The organism is Thermus thermophilus, from assembly GCF_019974155.1.
GTDB lineage: Bacteria > Deinococcota > Deinococci > Deinococcales > Thermaceae > Thermus > Thermus thermophilus_C.
Genome location: NZ_AP025158.1, coordinates 1,773,023 through 1,786,219, shown reverse-complemented (window position 1 = coordinate 1,786,219; position 13,197 = coordinate 1,773,023). Strand labels below are relative to the sequence as shown.

Below are 13,197 nucleotides of genomic sequence, written 5' to 3'. Positions count from 1 at the left end.
GGCCCCACGTTGGCTTGGGCCAGCAGGGGCCGGGATCAGAAGACCATCTCCCCCCGGAGGAAGGCCTGGGTTCTCGGGTCCTTGGGGGCGGCGAAGACCTCGGCCACGGGGCCTTCCTCCACCGCCTCTCCCCGGTGCAGGAAGAGGAGGCGGTGGCCCAGGCGCCGGGCCTGGAAGAGGTTGTGGGTGGCGAGGACCACGCCCCGGCCCTCCTCCGCGGCCCGGCGCAGGAGGGCCTCCACCCGGAGGGCGTTTGCCGGGTCCAGGTTGGCGGTGGGCTCGTCCAGGAGGAGGACCTCGGGCTCCACCGCCAGGGCCCGGGCCAGGGCGAGGCGGGCCGCCTCCCCGGCGGAGAGGCGGCGGGCCGGCCGGTGGGCGAGGGCCTCGAGGCCCACCTCCTTGAGCCGGGCTTGGGCCCGCCTGCGCGCCTCCTCCCGGGGGACGCCGTGGAGGAGGAGGCCGAAGGCGGCGTTATCCAGGACGCTCCGGTGGAGGAGGGGCGGGGTCTGGGGCAGGTAGACCCTAAGCCCCCCCGTCACGCGCCCCCCCTCCGGGGGGAGAAGGCCCGCGAGGAGGCGGAGGAGGGTGGTCTTGCCGCTCCCCGAGGGGCCGAGGACCACGAGCACCTCCCCCGGAGCCAGGGCGAGGCGCGGCACCCGGAGCCGGAAGCCGGGGAAGGCCAGGGTCAGGTCCTCCGCCTGGAGGATCACTCCCGCTCCAGGATAACCAGGAAGGCGGTGACCAAGAGGGCGATGCCGAGGAGGACCGCCCCCAGGGCCAGGGCCGCGTGCAGCTCCCCCATGCGGGTCTCCACCACGATGGCGGTGGTGAGGACGCGGGTGTGGTGGCGGATGTCCCCCCCCACCAGGGTGGCCGCCCCCACCTCGCTGATGGCCCCGCCGAAGCCCGCGGCTAAGGCGGCCGCCAGGGTGCGGCGGCTTTCCGCGAGGAGGGTGGGGAGGACGTGGCGCTCCTTCCCCCCTAGGCTCCGCACCAGAAGGCGGACCTCCTCCACCCGGCCCCGGGCCCCCGAGAGGACGAAGGCGGCGATCAGGGGGAAGGCCAGGGTCGCCTCCGCCAGCACCATGGCCCAAGGGGTGTAGAGGAGGTTGAGGAAGCCGAGAGGCCCGGAGCGGGAGAGGAGGAGGTAGAAGAGGAGGCCCACCACCACCGAGGGCAGGGCGAGCCCGGAGTAGAGGAGGACCCTACCCCAGACCCCTCCGCCCCCCCTTAGGGCGAGCCAGAGGCCGAGGGGCACCCCGAAGAGGGCGGCGAGGAGGGTCGCCCCCCCGGCCACGGCGAGGCTTCTCAGGGCGATCTCCAGGACCTCGGCGGGGGGCATGGCTAGGGGCGCAAGGGGAAGAGGCACCGGCCCCGAAGAGGGGTGAAGAGGGGGGTGCCCTCCACCCGGAGGCCCGCCACGATCCGGGCGGCCTCCTCCGAGGCGAGGAAGGCCCTAAGCCTTTGGGCCTCGCTTTTCCCGGGGCTTCCCGGGACCAGGTGGAAGGCGTACTGGTTGAGGAGGAGGGGGTCCTCCCGGGCGTAGAGGGGCTTCAGGCCCCGCCTCTTCCCCACGTTGAGGAAGGTGGCGAGGTCGGTGAGGGTGTAGGCCCCCTTCTCCGCCGCCAGGACCAGGGTCTGGCCCATGCCCGCGCCGCTTTCCAGGTACCAGGGGCCCTGGGGCTTCAAGCCCGCCTTTTCCCAGAGCTCCCGCTCCTTGAGGTGGGTGCCCGAGCGGTCCCCGCGGGAGACGAAGGGGGCCTTTTGGGCCGCGATGCGCCGCAGGGCCTCCAGGACGCTCCCCGCCTCCCGCACCCGGGCCGGGTCCGCCTCGGGCCCCGCGAGGAGGAAGGCGTTTTGGGCCAGGCAGAAGGGCTCGGCGGTGCTCCCCCGGGCCAGGGCCTCCCGCTCCAGGGAGGGGGCGTGGACCAAGACGGCGTCCACGTCCTTCCGCTCCGCAAGCCTCAGGGCCTGGCCCGTGCCCACCGCCAGCACCTGGACCCGGATCCCCGTTTCCCGGAGGAAGGCCCCTAGGAGCCGGTCCAGAAGCCCCGAGTCGTAGACGCTGGTGGTGGTGGCGAGCCGCAGGGCCAAGGCCGGCCCCAGGAGGACGAGGAGGGCGAGGAGGCGCATGGGAAGAGTATAGCCCGGTAACCTGGGGGCGTGGTGCCCGACTGGGAGGAGGTCCTTAGCCTGTGGCGGGCGGGGCGGTATTACGAGGTGCACGAGGTCCTGGAGCCCTACTGGCTTAAGGCAAGGGGGGTGGAGCGCCGCCTCCTCCAGGGGGTGATCCTTTTGGCGGCGGCCCTCCACCAGAGGCGCTTGGGCCGGCCGGGCCTGCGCAACCTGAGGAAGGCGGAGGCCCGGCTGGAAGGGCTTCCCTGCCCCCTCATGGGCCTGGACTGGCGCTCGCTTTTGCGGGAGGCCCGGCGTAGACTCGGGGCGTGAGCGCCGAGGTCCTCGTTTACCGCGGCTCCTTGGTGGAAAACCGGCACCGCGTTTCCCTGGCCCTCTGGGGCCCGGAGGGGCTTGTGGCCTACGGGGGCGACCCCGGGCGGATGGCCTACCTGCGCTCCTCCGCCAAGCCCTTCCAGGCCTTGGCCCTTTACCTCACGGGGGCGGTGGAGCGCTTTGGCCTCACGGAGGAGGAGGTGGCCTTGGCCACGGCGAGCCACGACGGGACGCCCCGGCACGTGGAGGTGGCGGCCCGCTTCCTGGGGAAGCTCGGGCTTGGGCCGGAGCACCTGGTCTGCGGGGTCCACCCCCCCTTCTCCCGGGAGGCGCGGGCGGCCCTCGAGGCCCAGGGCCTTGCCCCCACCCCCCTGCACCACAACTGCTCGGGGAAGCACGCCGGGATGCTGGCCGCGGCCCTGGCCCTGGGGGCGCCCACGGAGGGGTACCACCTGCCGGACCACCCCGTCCAGCGCCTCAACCTGGCCACCCTGGAGGCCCTCTCCGGGGCCCGGCCCGGGCTCGCCACCGACGGGTGCAGCGTCCCCACCTTCGCCCTCCCCCTGGCCCGGGCCGCCCGGGCCTTCTTCCTCCTGGCGGACCCCGGCCGCGCGCCCGAGGCTTACCGGACGCCCCTCCTCCGGGTGCGGGAGGCCATGCGCCGCCACCCTGACCTGGTGGCGGGGCCGGGGAGCGTGGACACCCTCCTCATGGAGCGGCTCCCCGTGGTGGCCAAACGGGGCGCGGACGGGTACTACGGCCTCGCCCTTCTGGAGGGCCCCCGGGGGCCTTTGGGCGTGGCCTTGAAGGTGGAGGACGGGGCCACCCTGGCCCGGGAGGTGGCGGTGGTGGCCCTCCTCCGGGCCTTGGGCCTGGATCCGGGAAAGACCCCTTGGGACCGCCCCCCCGTGCGCAACCACCGGGGCCTCGAGGTGGGCCACCTGGAGGCCCGGCTTGCCCTGGTCTGGGTCTGAAGGTCGGCATGGGGGCCCCCACTTCGGCCTTCGCCGCGGTGGGGTACGGGGGGTAGGGTCAGGCCTTTCTCTTCCGCAGGGCGTCCCGGATCTCCCGGGGGTTCTCGGCGATCTTTTCCCTGAAGCTTCCCCTTGGGCCCCCCGGAAAATCCACCCGGCTACAGCACCCGGGCGAGGCGCAGGAAGGCCGGGGGCGGGGGAGGGGGGGCGCCGCCGTCCTGGTAGCGGAAGCGCAGGTCCCGAAGGGGCCCCTCCCCCAGGCCCAGGCCGCGGGGGAAGCGGGGCCTCAGGTCCAAAGGCCGGGCCTCCTCCCCCCCGAAGGCCTCCCGGAACCTCTCCACCTCCTTGGGGTGGCCGAAGTGGTAGGCGTAGAGCCACGGGCCTTCCTCGTCCTCGAGGGCGAAGAGGAACCGGGGGGTGGGAAAGAGGCGGGGGAAGCTCCCGGAAAAGGGCCGCCGCAGGAAGGCCTGGGCCCGCCCAGGGCGCAGGCGCAGCACCACCTCCTCCGCCTGGCCCAGAAGGCCGAAGCTCCCCACGAAAAGCCGGACCAGGTCGTAGCCCTGGACGTTCTTCACCACCACCCCCCCCGCCCGGACGCGGCGCCCCTTGGGGGTGCGGAAGGTGAGGCCCAGGACCTCTGCGGGGAAGAAGAAGGTCTGGGCGAAGCCGCCCCGGGCCACGAGCCCCCCGACCCCGCCCGGGAGCTCCACGGGGGGAAAGGGGGGGAAAAGCCCCGTTCCGGCAAGGCGGGCGTGGACCTCCAAAAGGCCCGCCTCCCCCGGCGCCACCAGGTACTGGTCGGCGGCGTGGACCTCCATGGGGTCATGCTACTTCGCCTCCACGGGGGCAAGGAGGAGGGCGAGGAGGGCGAGGGCGGCCCCAAGCCCCACCGCCAGGGGGAAGCTGTGGAGGAAGAGGGGGTAGGCGAGGCCCGCCAGGGTGCCCCCCAGGTAGAAGCCCGCCACGTAGGTCCCGCTCACCCCCGGCCCCCTCTGCCCCGCGGCTCCCGAGGCCAGGCTTTGGGCCGTGAAGAGGAAAGCCATGAGGAGGACGAAGCCCCCCACCAGGAAGGGCGGGGGAAGGAGGAGGAGGCCTAGGGCCACGAGGACGCCGAGGAAGGCCAGGCGGAAGGTGCGCCGGGGGCCGAGCCTTGCGGCGAGGAAGCCCGAGAGGGCGCTCCCCGGGAGGCCAAAGAGGTAGGCCAGGTACACGAGCCCCACCTCTGCCGGGCGGTAGCCCAGGTCTAAAAGCCGGTAGGGGAGGAGGTTCGCCAGGAAGAGGTTGAGGAAGAGGAGGACGGCGCCCACCGCGTACAGGGGAATGGCCCGGAGGTCGTAGCGGGCGGGCCCTAAGGGGGGCGTCTTTCCCCGGGGCAGGCCGAGGAGGAGGAGGCCCAGGGCCAGGGCGGGGAGGGAGAGGAGAAGGAGGGCCTCCCGCACCCCCAGGCCCTCGGCCAGCACCCCGGCGAGGACCCGGCCGAGGCCGCCCCCAAGGACGTTGCCCGCCATGTAGAGGCCCGCCACCTCCCAGGCCCGCCTGGGGTAGAGGAGGGGGAGAAGGGCGATGGCCAGGGCGGGGACGAGGGCCGCCCCCGCCCCCTGGAGGAGCCGGGCCAGGGTCCAGAGGAAGAGGCTCGGGCTCAAGGCCCCCAGGACCCCGCCCGTCCCCACCAAAAGGAGGCCCCCGCCCAGGAGGACCCCGGGAGGGAGGGGGAGCCTTGGGGTCAGGGGGGAGAGGAGGACGAGGAGGAGGAGGGGAAGCCCCATCCCCGGCCCCGCGGCCCCTGGGGGGGCCCCGAAGAGCCTTTCCAGGAGGGGGAGGAGGGGGACCACCGCGTAGAGGGCGCTGTAGAGGGCCACGCCCGAGAAGAGCACGGCGAGCCGCACCCCCTTATGCTAGGCCTGTGCGGGTGCTCCAGGTGGCCCTTCCCCTGCCGCTTCCGCCCATGAGCTACTTCCCTCCCTTGGGGCAGGAGGGAGAGGAGGCCTTGGGGCGGCGGGTGGCCGTCCCTTTTCGGGGGGAGGTCCAGGTGGGGGTGGTGGTGGGGGAGGGGGGGCGGCCCTCCCTGAGCCTCCGCCACGCCATCGCCTACCTGGACCCCGCCCCCTACCTGCGCCCGGAGGAGATCCTCTTTTTGGAGGAGGCGGCCCGCTACCTCTTCGCCCCCCTGGGCCAGGTCCTGGCGGACTTCCTCCCCCCCTTTCCCCCCTTGCGCCACCGGGTCCGCCTCTACCCGGGGGCGGACCCGAAGGTCCTGCCCCCGGGGCTTGGGGCCCTGGTGGACTGGCGGGAGGCCCGGGGCTTTGACCCTAAGCTTTTGGACCTCCTGCGGGAGGCGGGGATGCTGGAGGAGGAGCTCGCCTTCCGGGAGGCGCGGGGGGTGCTGGTGCCCCTGAAGCCCGCCCACCCCGATCCCCAGCTGGACCGCGTCCTTCAGGTTCTGCGGGAGCTGGGCTTTGCCGAAAGCCAGGCGGCCCTGGCCCGGGCGGCGGGGGTGGGGGTGGGCCGGGTGCGTCGCCTCGTCCAGGAGGGGTACATCGGCACCGCGTCCCCGGAGGAGGCCGCCCCGCCCCCGGCGGACGGGGTGGACGTGGCGCCCCTCCACCTCCCCGAGAGGCCCGAGCGGGTCAACGGCGGGCGGTTTCTGGAACGCGTGCGGGTGCTTAAGGGGCTTTTGGGGGAGGGGGACCACCTGGTCCTGTTCCCCGAGGTGAGCCTCTTGGAGCGGTTTCTCGCCCACTTCCCCGAGGCCACGCCCTACCACGGGGGGCTTTCCGGCCCGGTCCGGGAGCGGTTTTTCCGGAGGCCGCGCGGCGTGGTCTTCGCCACCTACGGCGGGCTCCTCCTCCCCTTCACCCCCCGCTCTTTGGTGGTGGTGGAGGAGGGGAGCGAGAGCTACAAGCTTCCCTCGGGGAGCCGGGCCTTCGTTCCCCCGCTTGCGGAGCTTAGGGCCCGGCTCCTCGGGGTGCCCCTCACCTACCTCTCCCTGGTGCCCGCGGTGGAGGTCTTGGAGCGAAAGGGTTTGGCCCTGCCCGTGCCCAAGCCCCGCCTTCTCCTCTTGGACCTCCGGCGGGAGCGGGGCTTTCCCATTACGGGGCGGGCTTTCGCCCTCCTCCGCCAGGTGGAGGAGCGGGGGCGGCAGGCCGTGGTCCTTTCCGCCCGCAAGGGGTACAGCGCCCTCCTCCTCTGCCAGGACTGCGGCTTCCGGCCCATGTGTCCCGACTGCGCCTTGCCTCTGCGGTACCACCGGGAGGGGAAGGGGGCGCTGGTCTGCCACCAGTGCGGCCACCGCGAGGACCCGCCCCTCCTCTGCCCCCGGTGCGGCTCCCCCCTCCTCGCCCCCAAGGGGCCCGGGGTGGACTGGATCCGGGAGGCCCTTGCGGAGAGGCTCTCCCTTCCCGTCTACCGCTACGCCGGGGACGGAAAGGACGACCTCACCCCCCTCCTTCAGGGCCGGCCGGGGGTGGTGGTGGGGACCACGGCCCTCCTCCGGGGGCCGAGGCTTCCGGAGCTTGCCCTCGTCCTCCTCCCTTTGGCGGACGGCTTCCTCCTGGAGTCGGACTTCCGGGCGGCGGAGCGGTACCACCGCCTTCTCTGGGCTCTCACGGAGCTCAGGCCCGGGCGGAGGCCCCTCCTCGTCCTCCAGACCTTCTCCCCCGAGCACCCCGTGCACCGGGCCCTCGAGGCGGGGGAGGTGGAGGCCTACCTGTGGCAGGAGAAGGCCCTGCGGGAGGCCCTCAACTACCCGCCGCGGGTGCGCATGGTGAAGCTGGAGGTGCGCCACCGGAAGGAGGAGCGGGCCCGGGAAAAGGCCTTCGCCCTCCTGGAGGCCTTGCGGGCCGAGGCGGAGGAGGGGGAGGTCCTGGGCCCCGCCCCCGCCCCCGTACCCCGGGTGAAGGGACATTACGTCTTCCACCTCCTCCTCCGGGGGAGCACGGAGCGGCTCGCCCGCCTCCTCGCCCTCCTGGACCGGCGGCAGTTCAGGCTGGACCCCGACCCCTTCCACTTCGTGGGGCTTTTGGAGGACTAGGCCAGGTAAAGTAAAAACATGACGTGGAGGCTGGGGCTTCTTCTTTTAATCTTGGCGCTGGCCGGGTGCGTGCCCGCTTCTCAGACGCCCTCTTCCCCTAGGGTTCCCAAGCCCTGTCCTCCCGGGCAGGAACGGCTTAGCCCCCAGGGCCCTTGCTTGCGCCCGGAAGAGCGGGCTTCTCTTTACTCCACGGCGGAGCTTTGGGTAGGGATAGGGGAGGCCACGTACCTATGGATTTTCTCCACAGGGGCAGGCAGGCCCGAGGTTTATCGCTTCCAAGGCGAGGTTTTTCCCTTGAAAGCTTTGGACTGGGGAACCTACTGGGTACGGTTGCCTTCTTGGGGATTTCCTGGAGAGCCTTACGCCCTTTGGGTCCGCTGGGAGGACGGGTGGTATGTGCAGTGCGGCCTTTTCTACCCTTACCCCTTGCGGCTACCCCTTGGGGTGGAGGTGGAGAGCGGGCGGGTGGCCCGTTGGCTGGAAGAGCAGGCTACCCCTCCTTTCGCCGTGGAGATAGGGCCTGGGGTTACCCAGGGCGAACTGCTCCCCGAGCCCCAGGCTCGGACCCCCGCAGGGTGGCTTCGGGTACGTCCCCTAAGGGAGAAGGAGGCCCGTGCCCTCCGCATGAAGAGCGCCCCGCGCGATTTGGAGACCTATGCCTGCTGGCCCTATAGAGCCCGTTGAGATGGAAGAGCGGGCCTGGATAGAGGTGGATCTCTCCGCCCTCGAAACCAACCTAGACTTTATCCGAAATAGGGCCAGGGGGGAGGTGATCCCCGTGCTCAAGGCGGACGCCTACGGCCACGGGGCCCTTCCCCTCGCCCGCTTCCTCTTTCAACGGGGGGTGAGGCGGGTGGCCGTGGCCACCCTGGCCGAGGGGCGGGCCCTCCGGGAAGGGGGGGTGGAGGGGGAGGTGCTCCTCCTGGGAAGCCTCCACCCCCTGGAAGCGGAAGAGGCCTTGAGGTGGGGGCTTACCCCGACGCTTTCCACCCTTGAGGCCGCAAGGGCCCTGGCCGAGAGGGCGAGGGCCTTGGGCCTTCTTCCCAGGGCCCACCTCAAGGTGGACACCGGCATGAACCGGGTGGGCTTTCCTTGGGAGGAGGCGGCCATGGCCCTTAAGGCGGTGGAGGCCTTGGGGGTGAGGGTGGAGGGTGTCTACACCCACCTCGCCACCGCCGGGGAGGACGCGGCCTTTGTGGAGACGCAGCGGCGCCGCTTCCAGGAGGTGCGCCGCGCCTTGGGGGAGGGGTACTTCTACCACCTGGAGAACTCCCTGGGCCTCCTCCTTCACGGGGCCACGGCGGGGGTGCGGGTGGGGCTCGCCCTCTACGGCCTCGTCCCCGGCTTTGGCCTGAGGCCCATCCTCCGGATCCTCGCCCGGCCCACCCTGGTGAAGCGCCTGAAGGCGGGGGATCGGGTGGGCTACGGGGGGGTCTATGTGGCCCGGGGCGGGGAGTGGCTCGCCACCCTGCCCGTGGGGTACGCCGACGGGCTTCCCTGGGGGGCGGTGCGGTTCGTGAAGGGGCCGGACGGGCGCCTCCTGGAGGTGGCGGGCCGGATTTCCATGGACCAGACCACCGTCCTCCTCCCCGGCCCCGTGGGCCTCGAGGCCGTGTTTGAGGTGCTCTCGGCCGACTTTGGCCCCACGGGCCTCCTCGCCTGGGCCGAGGCCCGGGGCACCCTCCCTTATGAGGTGGCCGTCCACCTTTCCCGGAGGCTTCCCCGCCGCTACCTGGAGTAGGCTTAGGGCGTGCAGGCCGTCCGCCTCTTCCAGGGTTACCTCTGGCACCCCCGGGCCCTCGCCCTGGACCTAAAGGCCCTCCTCCCCGGCGAGGTGGCCGGGGCCCGGCTCCTCTGGGACGAGGTGCCGCCCCCCACCCCCTTCTTTGAGGACGGCACCCCCACCCACACCCAGCGCTTCTACCAGCTCACCCTCCTGGTCCTCACGGAAGAGCCTCCCGAGGCCCTGAAGCCCCTGGCCGAGGAGGCGGCGAAGGCCCTCGGGGAGGTCTTGGAGGGGCTTCCCCCGGGGGTGGGCTGGCTTCTTCTGGAGGACCTCAGGCCCCTCTAGGCCGCCTGGGGGCGGCGTATCCCCAGGCGAGGCCCAGGGCGAGGAGGAGGAGGCCCAAGGGCCTGGGCCGCGCCAGGAGGCCCAGGAACCCCCCGAAGAGGAGAAGTCCGAAGGCCACCCGGCCCCGCCCCGCCCGGTAGGCCCGGCCCGAGAGGAAGCCGAGGAGGAGGGGGAGGGCGAAGAGGACGAGGAGGAGGAGAAAGGCGGCGAAGGCGAAGGAGGTCATGCCCTCCTTCCCGGTTCGCGATGGGGTTTTCCCCCGGGGCCCCTATGCGGGCCCGCGCCCGCAGGGGGTGGCCTCATAGCCGCCTGTCCTCCGGGGCGAAGCCCTCCACCCAGAAGCTCCCGTCCTTGCGGTGTTCCTTCTTCCAGACGGGGAGGATCTGCTTCACCCGGTCTATGGCGTACTGGCAGGCGGCGAAGGCCTCCTTGCGGTGGCGGGCCGAGACGACGATGGCGATGGAGGCCTCCCCCGGGTCCACCCGGCCCAGGCGGTGCCAAAGGGCGATGCGGCCCAGGGGCCAGCGGGCGCGCATCTCGGCGAGGATCTCCGCCATCACCTTCTCCGCCATCTCCGGGTAGGCCTCGTACTCCAAAAAGGCCACCTCCTCCCCCCGGTTGGGGCTTCGGGTGGTGCCGAGGAAGCTCACCACCGCCCCGTACTCCGGGGCCGTGGCCCAGGCCACGAGGGCCTCGAGGTCCAGAGGCTCCTGGGTCAGGCCGTAGGAGTCCTGTCCGCCGGAGACCGGGGGAAGAAAGGCCACCTCGTCCCCCTCCTTTAAGGGGGTTTCCGCCCCCGCCAGGGCCTGGTTCACCGCCGCCATCCCGCCCTCGAGGCGAAGCCCGGGGAAGCGTTCCTCCAAGGCCTTCTGGGCCTCCCGCACCCGGGCGCCCTCGGGGAGCTCCAGGGCGAGGCGGTCCGTCCCCGCTTGCTCCCGGTAAAGGGCGAAGAGCCGGACCTCAATCCGCATGCTGCCCAGTATAGACCTGGGAGAGGCTGAAGGCCACGGAGAGGGCCTCGGCGTAGCGCATGCGCAGGGGGCCGATCAGGGTGAGTTCCCCCAGCCACTCCCCCTTCTGGAAGCCCGCCTGGACCAGGGCGAGCCCCTCCACCTCCCCCACCCGCACGTCCACCCTGCCGGGCGGGGTGAGGAGGTCCTCGCCGCCTTCCTCGTAGAGGGCCACGAGCCGCTCCAGAAACCCCGGGTCCTTGGCCTCGGGCTCCTTCAGGGCCTCGGAGAGGCCTTCCCGGTACCGGAGGGCGAAGCCGGAGGCGAGGGCCCGGGAGAGGTGGGCGAAGAGGTCCTCCAAGCCTTTGGGGGCCGCGGGCAGGGTCTCCAAGGGCCCCGTGAGGGCCTCCTCCGCCCGGCGGAGGGCCTCCTGGGGGAGGACGAGGGGGAGCCGGACCTCCTTGACCCGCCCTCCCTCGAGGACGAGCACCGCCAGGGTGCCCTCGGGGAGGGGGGAGAGGTGGACCTGGAGGAGCCTAGGGGCCCGCCTGGGCCGGAGGCGGAGGAGGGCGGGGTAGCCGGAAAGCCCCACCGCCACCTTCACCAGGAAGGCCTCGGGCTCTCTCGCCCCCTCCAAGGCCCGCTCCAGGCGCCTTCGGGTGGCCTCCGGCAGGGGCCTCGGGGGGAGGAGGGAGAGGGAGTACTGCCTGAACCCCTGCCGCGTGGGCACCCTCCCCGCCGAGGCGTGGGGCTTGGTGAGGTAGCCCATCTCCTCGAGGGCGATGAGCTCGTACCGGGCCAGGGCGGGGGAAAGGCCCAGCCCCTCGGCGATCCGCGCCGAGGGTACCGGGGCCTTGGTTTGGATGTACTCGTCCACCAAAAGGTGGAGAACCCGCCGCTGCCTGGCCGTCACACCTCTATTGTACCGGGGTCACTGCGGCCTCGTCCTCCTCCCCGGTGCGGATGCGGTAGACCTTCTCCACCGGCAGGACAAACACCTTTCCGTCCCCCACCTCCCCCGTGCGGGCCGCCTTCAGGATGGCCTCTACCGTGGGCTGCACGAAGGGCTCGGAGACCCCGATCTCCAGGCGCACCTTCTCGTGGAGCTCCATCTTCACCGTGGTGCCCCGGTAGGTCTCCACCCGCTCCGTTTCCCCTCCGTGGCCCTGGACCCGGCTTAAGGTGAGCCCGCGGACCTCCGCCTTGAAAAGGGCCTCCAGGACATCGTTCAGCTTCTCCGGGCGGACGATGGCCACGATGAGCTTCATGCCTCACCTCCCTTGGGCCTGAGGCTCGGGACCGCGGGGGCTTTCTCCGAGAGGAGGAGGATCGCCCCCTCGCCCGAGGTGTAGGCCTCCTCGCCGTGCTGGGACACGTCCAGCCCCACCCCTTCCTCCTTGGGGCCCGCCCGCAGGGGGGTGAGAAGGCCCACCAGCTTGAGGAGGGCGAAGGTTCCCAAGGCGGAGTACACGACGGCGGCCAGGACCGCCACCGCCTGGATCCCGAGCTGGGCGGGGTTGCCGAAGAGGAGGCCGTCCGCCACCCCGTTCCAGGCTTTCTCGGCAAAGATGCCGGTGAGGAGGGCTCCGGTGATGCCCCCGACCCCGTGGCCGGCGAAGACGTCCAGGCTGTCGTCCAGCCGGGTCCTCGCCCGCCAGAGGAGGACGTAGTAGCTGGGGAAGGCGGCGAGCGCCCCGAGGAGGAGGGCGGAGAGCGGGGAGACGAAGCCTGCGGCCGGGGTCACGGCCACCAGGCCCACCACGATGGCCGTGGCCGCCCCCACCGCCGTGGCCTTGCCGGTGCGAAGGAGGTCCAGGAGGGTCCAGACCAGGAGGGTGGCCGCGGGGGCCAGCATGGTGTTCGCGAAGGCCAAGGCGGCCGAGGCGTTGGCCGCCAGGGCGCTTCCCCCGTTGAAGCCGAACCAGCCGAACCAGAGGAGGGCCGCCCCCAGGAGGGTGAAGGGGACGTTATGGGGCAGGATGGCCTGCCGCCCGTAGTCCTTCCGCGCGCCGAGGACCAGGGCGCCCACCAGGGCGGCGACGCCGGCGTTGATGTGGACCACCGTACCCCCGGCGAAGTCCAAGGCGCCTAGGGTTCCCAGGAACCCCCCGCCCCAGACCCAGTGGGCGATCGGGGCGTAGACGAAAAGCCCCCAGAGGGTGAGGAAGGCCAGGTAGGCGGGGAAACGCATCCTCTCCACCAGGGCGCCCGAGACCAGGGCGGCGGTGAGGATGGCGAAGGTCCCCTGGAAGGCCAGGAAAAGGACGTGGGGGATGGTGCCCTGGGCCTCGAGGCCCACCCCCCTGAGGAAGAGGTGCTCCAAGCCCCCGAGGAGAGGACTGCCCTGCCCGAAGGCCAGGGTGTACCCGAGAAGCGCCCAGCCCACGCCCACGAAGGCCAAGGCGGCAAAGCTCATCATCATGGTGTTCAAGGCGTTCTTGCTCCGCACCAGCCCCCCGTAGAAAAAGGCCAAGGCCGGGGTCATGAGGAGGACCAGGGCCGTGGAGACCAGCATCCAGGCCGTGTCCGCCCCGTTTACCCCCTCCGCCAGGGCCAGTCCCGATAAACCTAGCGCCGCGATGCCGTTGAGGGTTCCTTTCCGCATCCTCCACCCCCTTAGGGCCAAGGGTAGAGGATGGGATGCAAAATGTCAATAGATTCTGCGACAAGTTGCAATAGCTATCCGAACGCTACAAGAGGACTCGCCGACTTATCTTGCCA

General features: G+C 72.0%; 15 protein-coding genes. 5 read left to right on the top strand and 10 right to left on the bottom strand.

What is annotated here, in order from left to right; translation table 11 throughout:
* Positions 1-35: 35 nt before the first annotated feature.
* The 3 genes from TthTMY_RS09620 to TthTMY_RS09610 are packed head-to-tail and all read right to left on the bottom strand — an operon-like array spanning position 36 to position 2,133.
* Positions 36-710, bottom strand: a complete 675-nt coding sequence (locus TthTMY_RS09620) for an ATP-binding cassette domain-containing protein (protein WP_096411107.1) — start codon at positions 708-710, stop codon at positions 36-38.
* Complete coding sequence (locus TthTMY_RS09615) at positions 707-1,342, bottom strand: ABC transporter permease (RefSeq protein ID WP_011174286.1); 636 nt, start codon at positions 1,340-1,342, stop codon at positions 707-709. Before TthTMY_RS09615 ends, TthTMY_RS09620 begins: the two co-directional genes overlap by 4 nt.
* Before the next feature lie 2 nt (positions 1,343-1,344).
* Positions 1,345-2,133 carry a substrate-binding domain-containing protein gene (locus tag TthTMY_RS09610; RefSeq protein WP_172844641.1) on the bottom strand — a complete coding sequence of 263 codons (789 nt, stop codon included), beginning with the start codon at positions 2,131-2,133 and terminating at the stop codon, positions 1,345-1,347.
* A gap of 30 nt (positions 2,134-2,163) precedes the next feature.
* Here TthTMY_RS09610 and TthTMY_RS09605 point away from each other — a divergent pair, with 30 nt between their 5' ends.
* Both TthTMY_RS09605 and TthTMY_RS09600 read left to right on the top strand, forming a co-directional pair.
* Positions 2,164-2,448, top strand: a complete 285-nt coding sequence (locus TthTMY_RS09605; protein WP_096411104.1) for a DUF309 domain-containing protein — start codon at positions 2,164-2,166, stop codon at positions 2,446-2,448.
* On the top strand, positions 2,445-3,425 hold the full coding sequence (locus tag TthTMY_RS09600) for an asparaginase (protein ID WP_096411103.1): 981 nt from the start codon (positions 2,445-2,447) through the stop codon (positions 3,423-3,425). Before TthTMY_RS09605 ends, TthTMY_RS09600 begins: the two co-directional genes overlap by 4 nt.
* Before the next feature lie 158 nt (positions 3,426-3,583).
* On the opposite strand, the gene TthTMY_RS09595 is transcribed toward TthTMY_RS09600, so the two are convergent.
* Together TthTMY_RS09595 and TthTMY_RS09590 are read right to left on the bottom strand one after the other, a co-directional pair.
* A complete protein-coding gene (locus tag TthTMY_RS09595; protein WP_223903216.1) occupies positions 3,584-4,243 on the bottom strand; it encodes an FAD-binding oxidoreductase in 660 nt (219 codons plus the stop codon).
* Positions 4,244-4,252: 9 nt separating this feature from the next.
* Positions 4,253-5,311, bottom strand: coding sequence for an MFS transporter (locus tag TthTMY_RS09590; protein WP_096411102.1), 1,059 nt, complete (start codon positions 5,309-5,311; stop codon positions 4,253-4,255).
* Positions 5,312-5,328: 17 nt separating this feature from the next.
* Between TthTMY_RS09590 and TthTMY_RS09585 the strand changes: the two genes are divergently transcribed.
* The 3 genes from TthTMY_RS09585 (at position 5,329) to TthTMY_RS09575 (ending at position 9,526) form a co-directional block, all read left to right on the top strand.
* A complete protein-coding gene (locus TthTMY_RS09585) occupies positions 5,329-7,455 on the top strand; it encodes a primosomal protein N' (RefSeq protein WP_172844640.1) in 2,127 nt (708 codons plus the stop codon).
* A 655-nt stretch (positions 7,456-8,110) separates the two neighbouring features.
* Complete coding sequence (gene alr, locus TthTMY_RS09580) at positions 8,111-9,196, top strand: alanine racemase (RefSeq protein ID WP_096411100.1); 1,086 nt, start codon at positions 8,111-8,113, stop codon at positions 9,194-9,196.
* Between the two features lie 9 nt (positions 9,197-9,205).
* Positions 9,206-9,526 carry a DUF3208 domain-containing protein gene (locus TthTMY_RS09575; protein ID WP_011174296.1) on the top strand — a complete coding sequence of 107 codons (321 nt, stop codon included), beginning with the start codon at positions 9,206-9,208 and terminating at the stop codon, positions 9,524-9,526.
* On the opposite strand, the gene TthTMY_RS09570 is transcribed toward TthTMY_RS09575, so the two are convergent.
* The 5 genes from TthTMY_RS09570 to TthTMY_RS09550 form a co-directional block, all read right to left on the bottom strand.
* Positions 9,513-9,752, bottom strand: a complete 240-nt coding sequence (locus TthTMY_RS09570; RefSeq protein WP_096411099.1) for a hypothetical protein — start codon at positions 9,750-9,752, stop codon at positions 9,513-9,515. The genes TthTMY_RS09575 and TthTMY_RS09570 overlap by 14 nt on opposite strands.
* 73 nt (positions 9,753-9,825) lie before the next feature.
* Positions 9,826-10,497 (bottom strand): molybdenum cofactor biosynthesis protein, encoded by a 672-nt coding sequence (locus tag TthTMY_RS09565; protein ID WP_096411098.1) that lies wholly within the window; start codon positions 10,495-10,497, stop codon positions 9,826-9,828.
* Positions 10,487-11,389 (bottom strand): HrcA family transcriptional regulator, encoded by a 903-nt coding sequence (locus TthTMY_RS09560; protein ID WP_096411097.1) that lies wholly within the window; start codon positions 11,387-11,389, stop codon positions 10,487-10,489. The genes TthTMY_RS09565 and TthTMY_RS09560 overlap by 11 nt, the downstream gene beginning before the upstream one ends.
* Positions 11,390-11,393: 4 nt before the next feature.
* On the bottom strand, positions 11,394-11,744 hold the full coding sequence (locus TthTMY_RS09555) for a P-II family nitrogen regulator (RefSeq protein WP_096411096.1): 351 nt from the start codon (positions 11,742-11,744) through the stop codon (positions 11,394-11,396).
* Positions 11,741-13,081: an ammonium transporter gene (locus TthTMY_RS09550; protein WP_096411095.1), complete on the bottom strand. Its 1,341-nt coding sequence runs from the start codon at positions 13,079-13,081 to the stop codon at positions 11,741-11,743. The genes TthTMY_RS09555 and TthTMY_RS09550 overlap by 4 nt, the downstream gene beginning before the upstream one ends.
* Positions 13,082-13,197 lie beyond the last annotated feature (116 nt).

Excerpts from the sequence above, each read along its gene's own strand:
- TthTMY_RS09615 (WP_011174286.1), bottom strand. The coding sequence starts at position 1,342 with ATGCCCCCCGCCGAGGTCCTGGAGATCGCCCTGAGAAGCCTCGCCGTG.
- TthTMY_RS09610 (WP_172844641.1), bottom strand. The coding sequence starts at position 2,133 with ATGCGCCTCCTCGCCCTCCTCGTCCTCCTGGGGCCGGCCTTGGCCCTG.
- TthTMY_RS09595 (WP_223903216.1), bottom strand. The coding sequence starts at position 4,243 with ATGGAGGTCCACGCCGCCGACCAGTACCTGGTGGCGCCGGGGGAGGCG.
- alr (WP_096411100.1), top strand. The coding sequence starts at position 8,111 with ATGCCTGCTGGCCCTATAGAGCCCGTTGAGATGGAAGAGCGGGCCTGG.
- TthTMY_RS09570 (WP_096411099.1), bottom strand. The coding sequence starts at position 9,752 with ATGACCTCCTTCGCCTTCGCCGCCTTTCTCCTCCTCCTCGTCCTCTTC.
- TthTMY_RS09565 (WP_096411098.1), bottom strand. The coding sequence starts at position 10,497 with ATGCGGATTGAGGTCCGGCTCTTCGCCCTTTACCGGGAGCAAGCGGGG.
- TthTMY_RS09555 (WP_096411096.1), bottom strand. The coding sequence starts at position 11,744 with ATGAAGCTCATCGTGGCCATCGTCCGCCCGGAGAAGCTGAACGATGTC.
- TthTMY_RS09550 (WP_096411095.1), bottom strand. The coding sequence starts at position 13,081 with ATGCGGAAAGGAACCCTCAACGGCATCGCGGCGCTAGGTTTATCGGGA.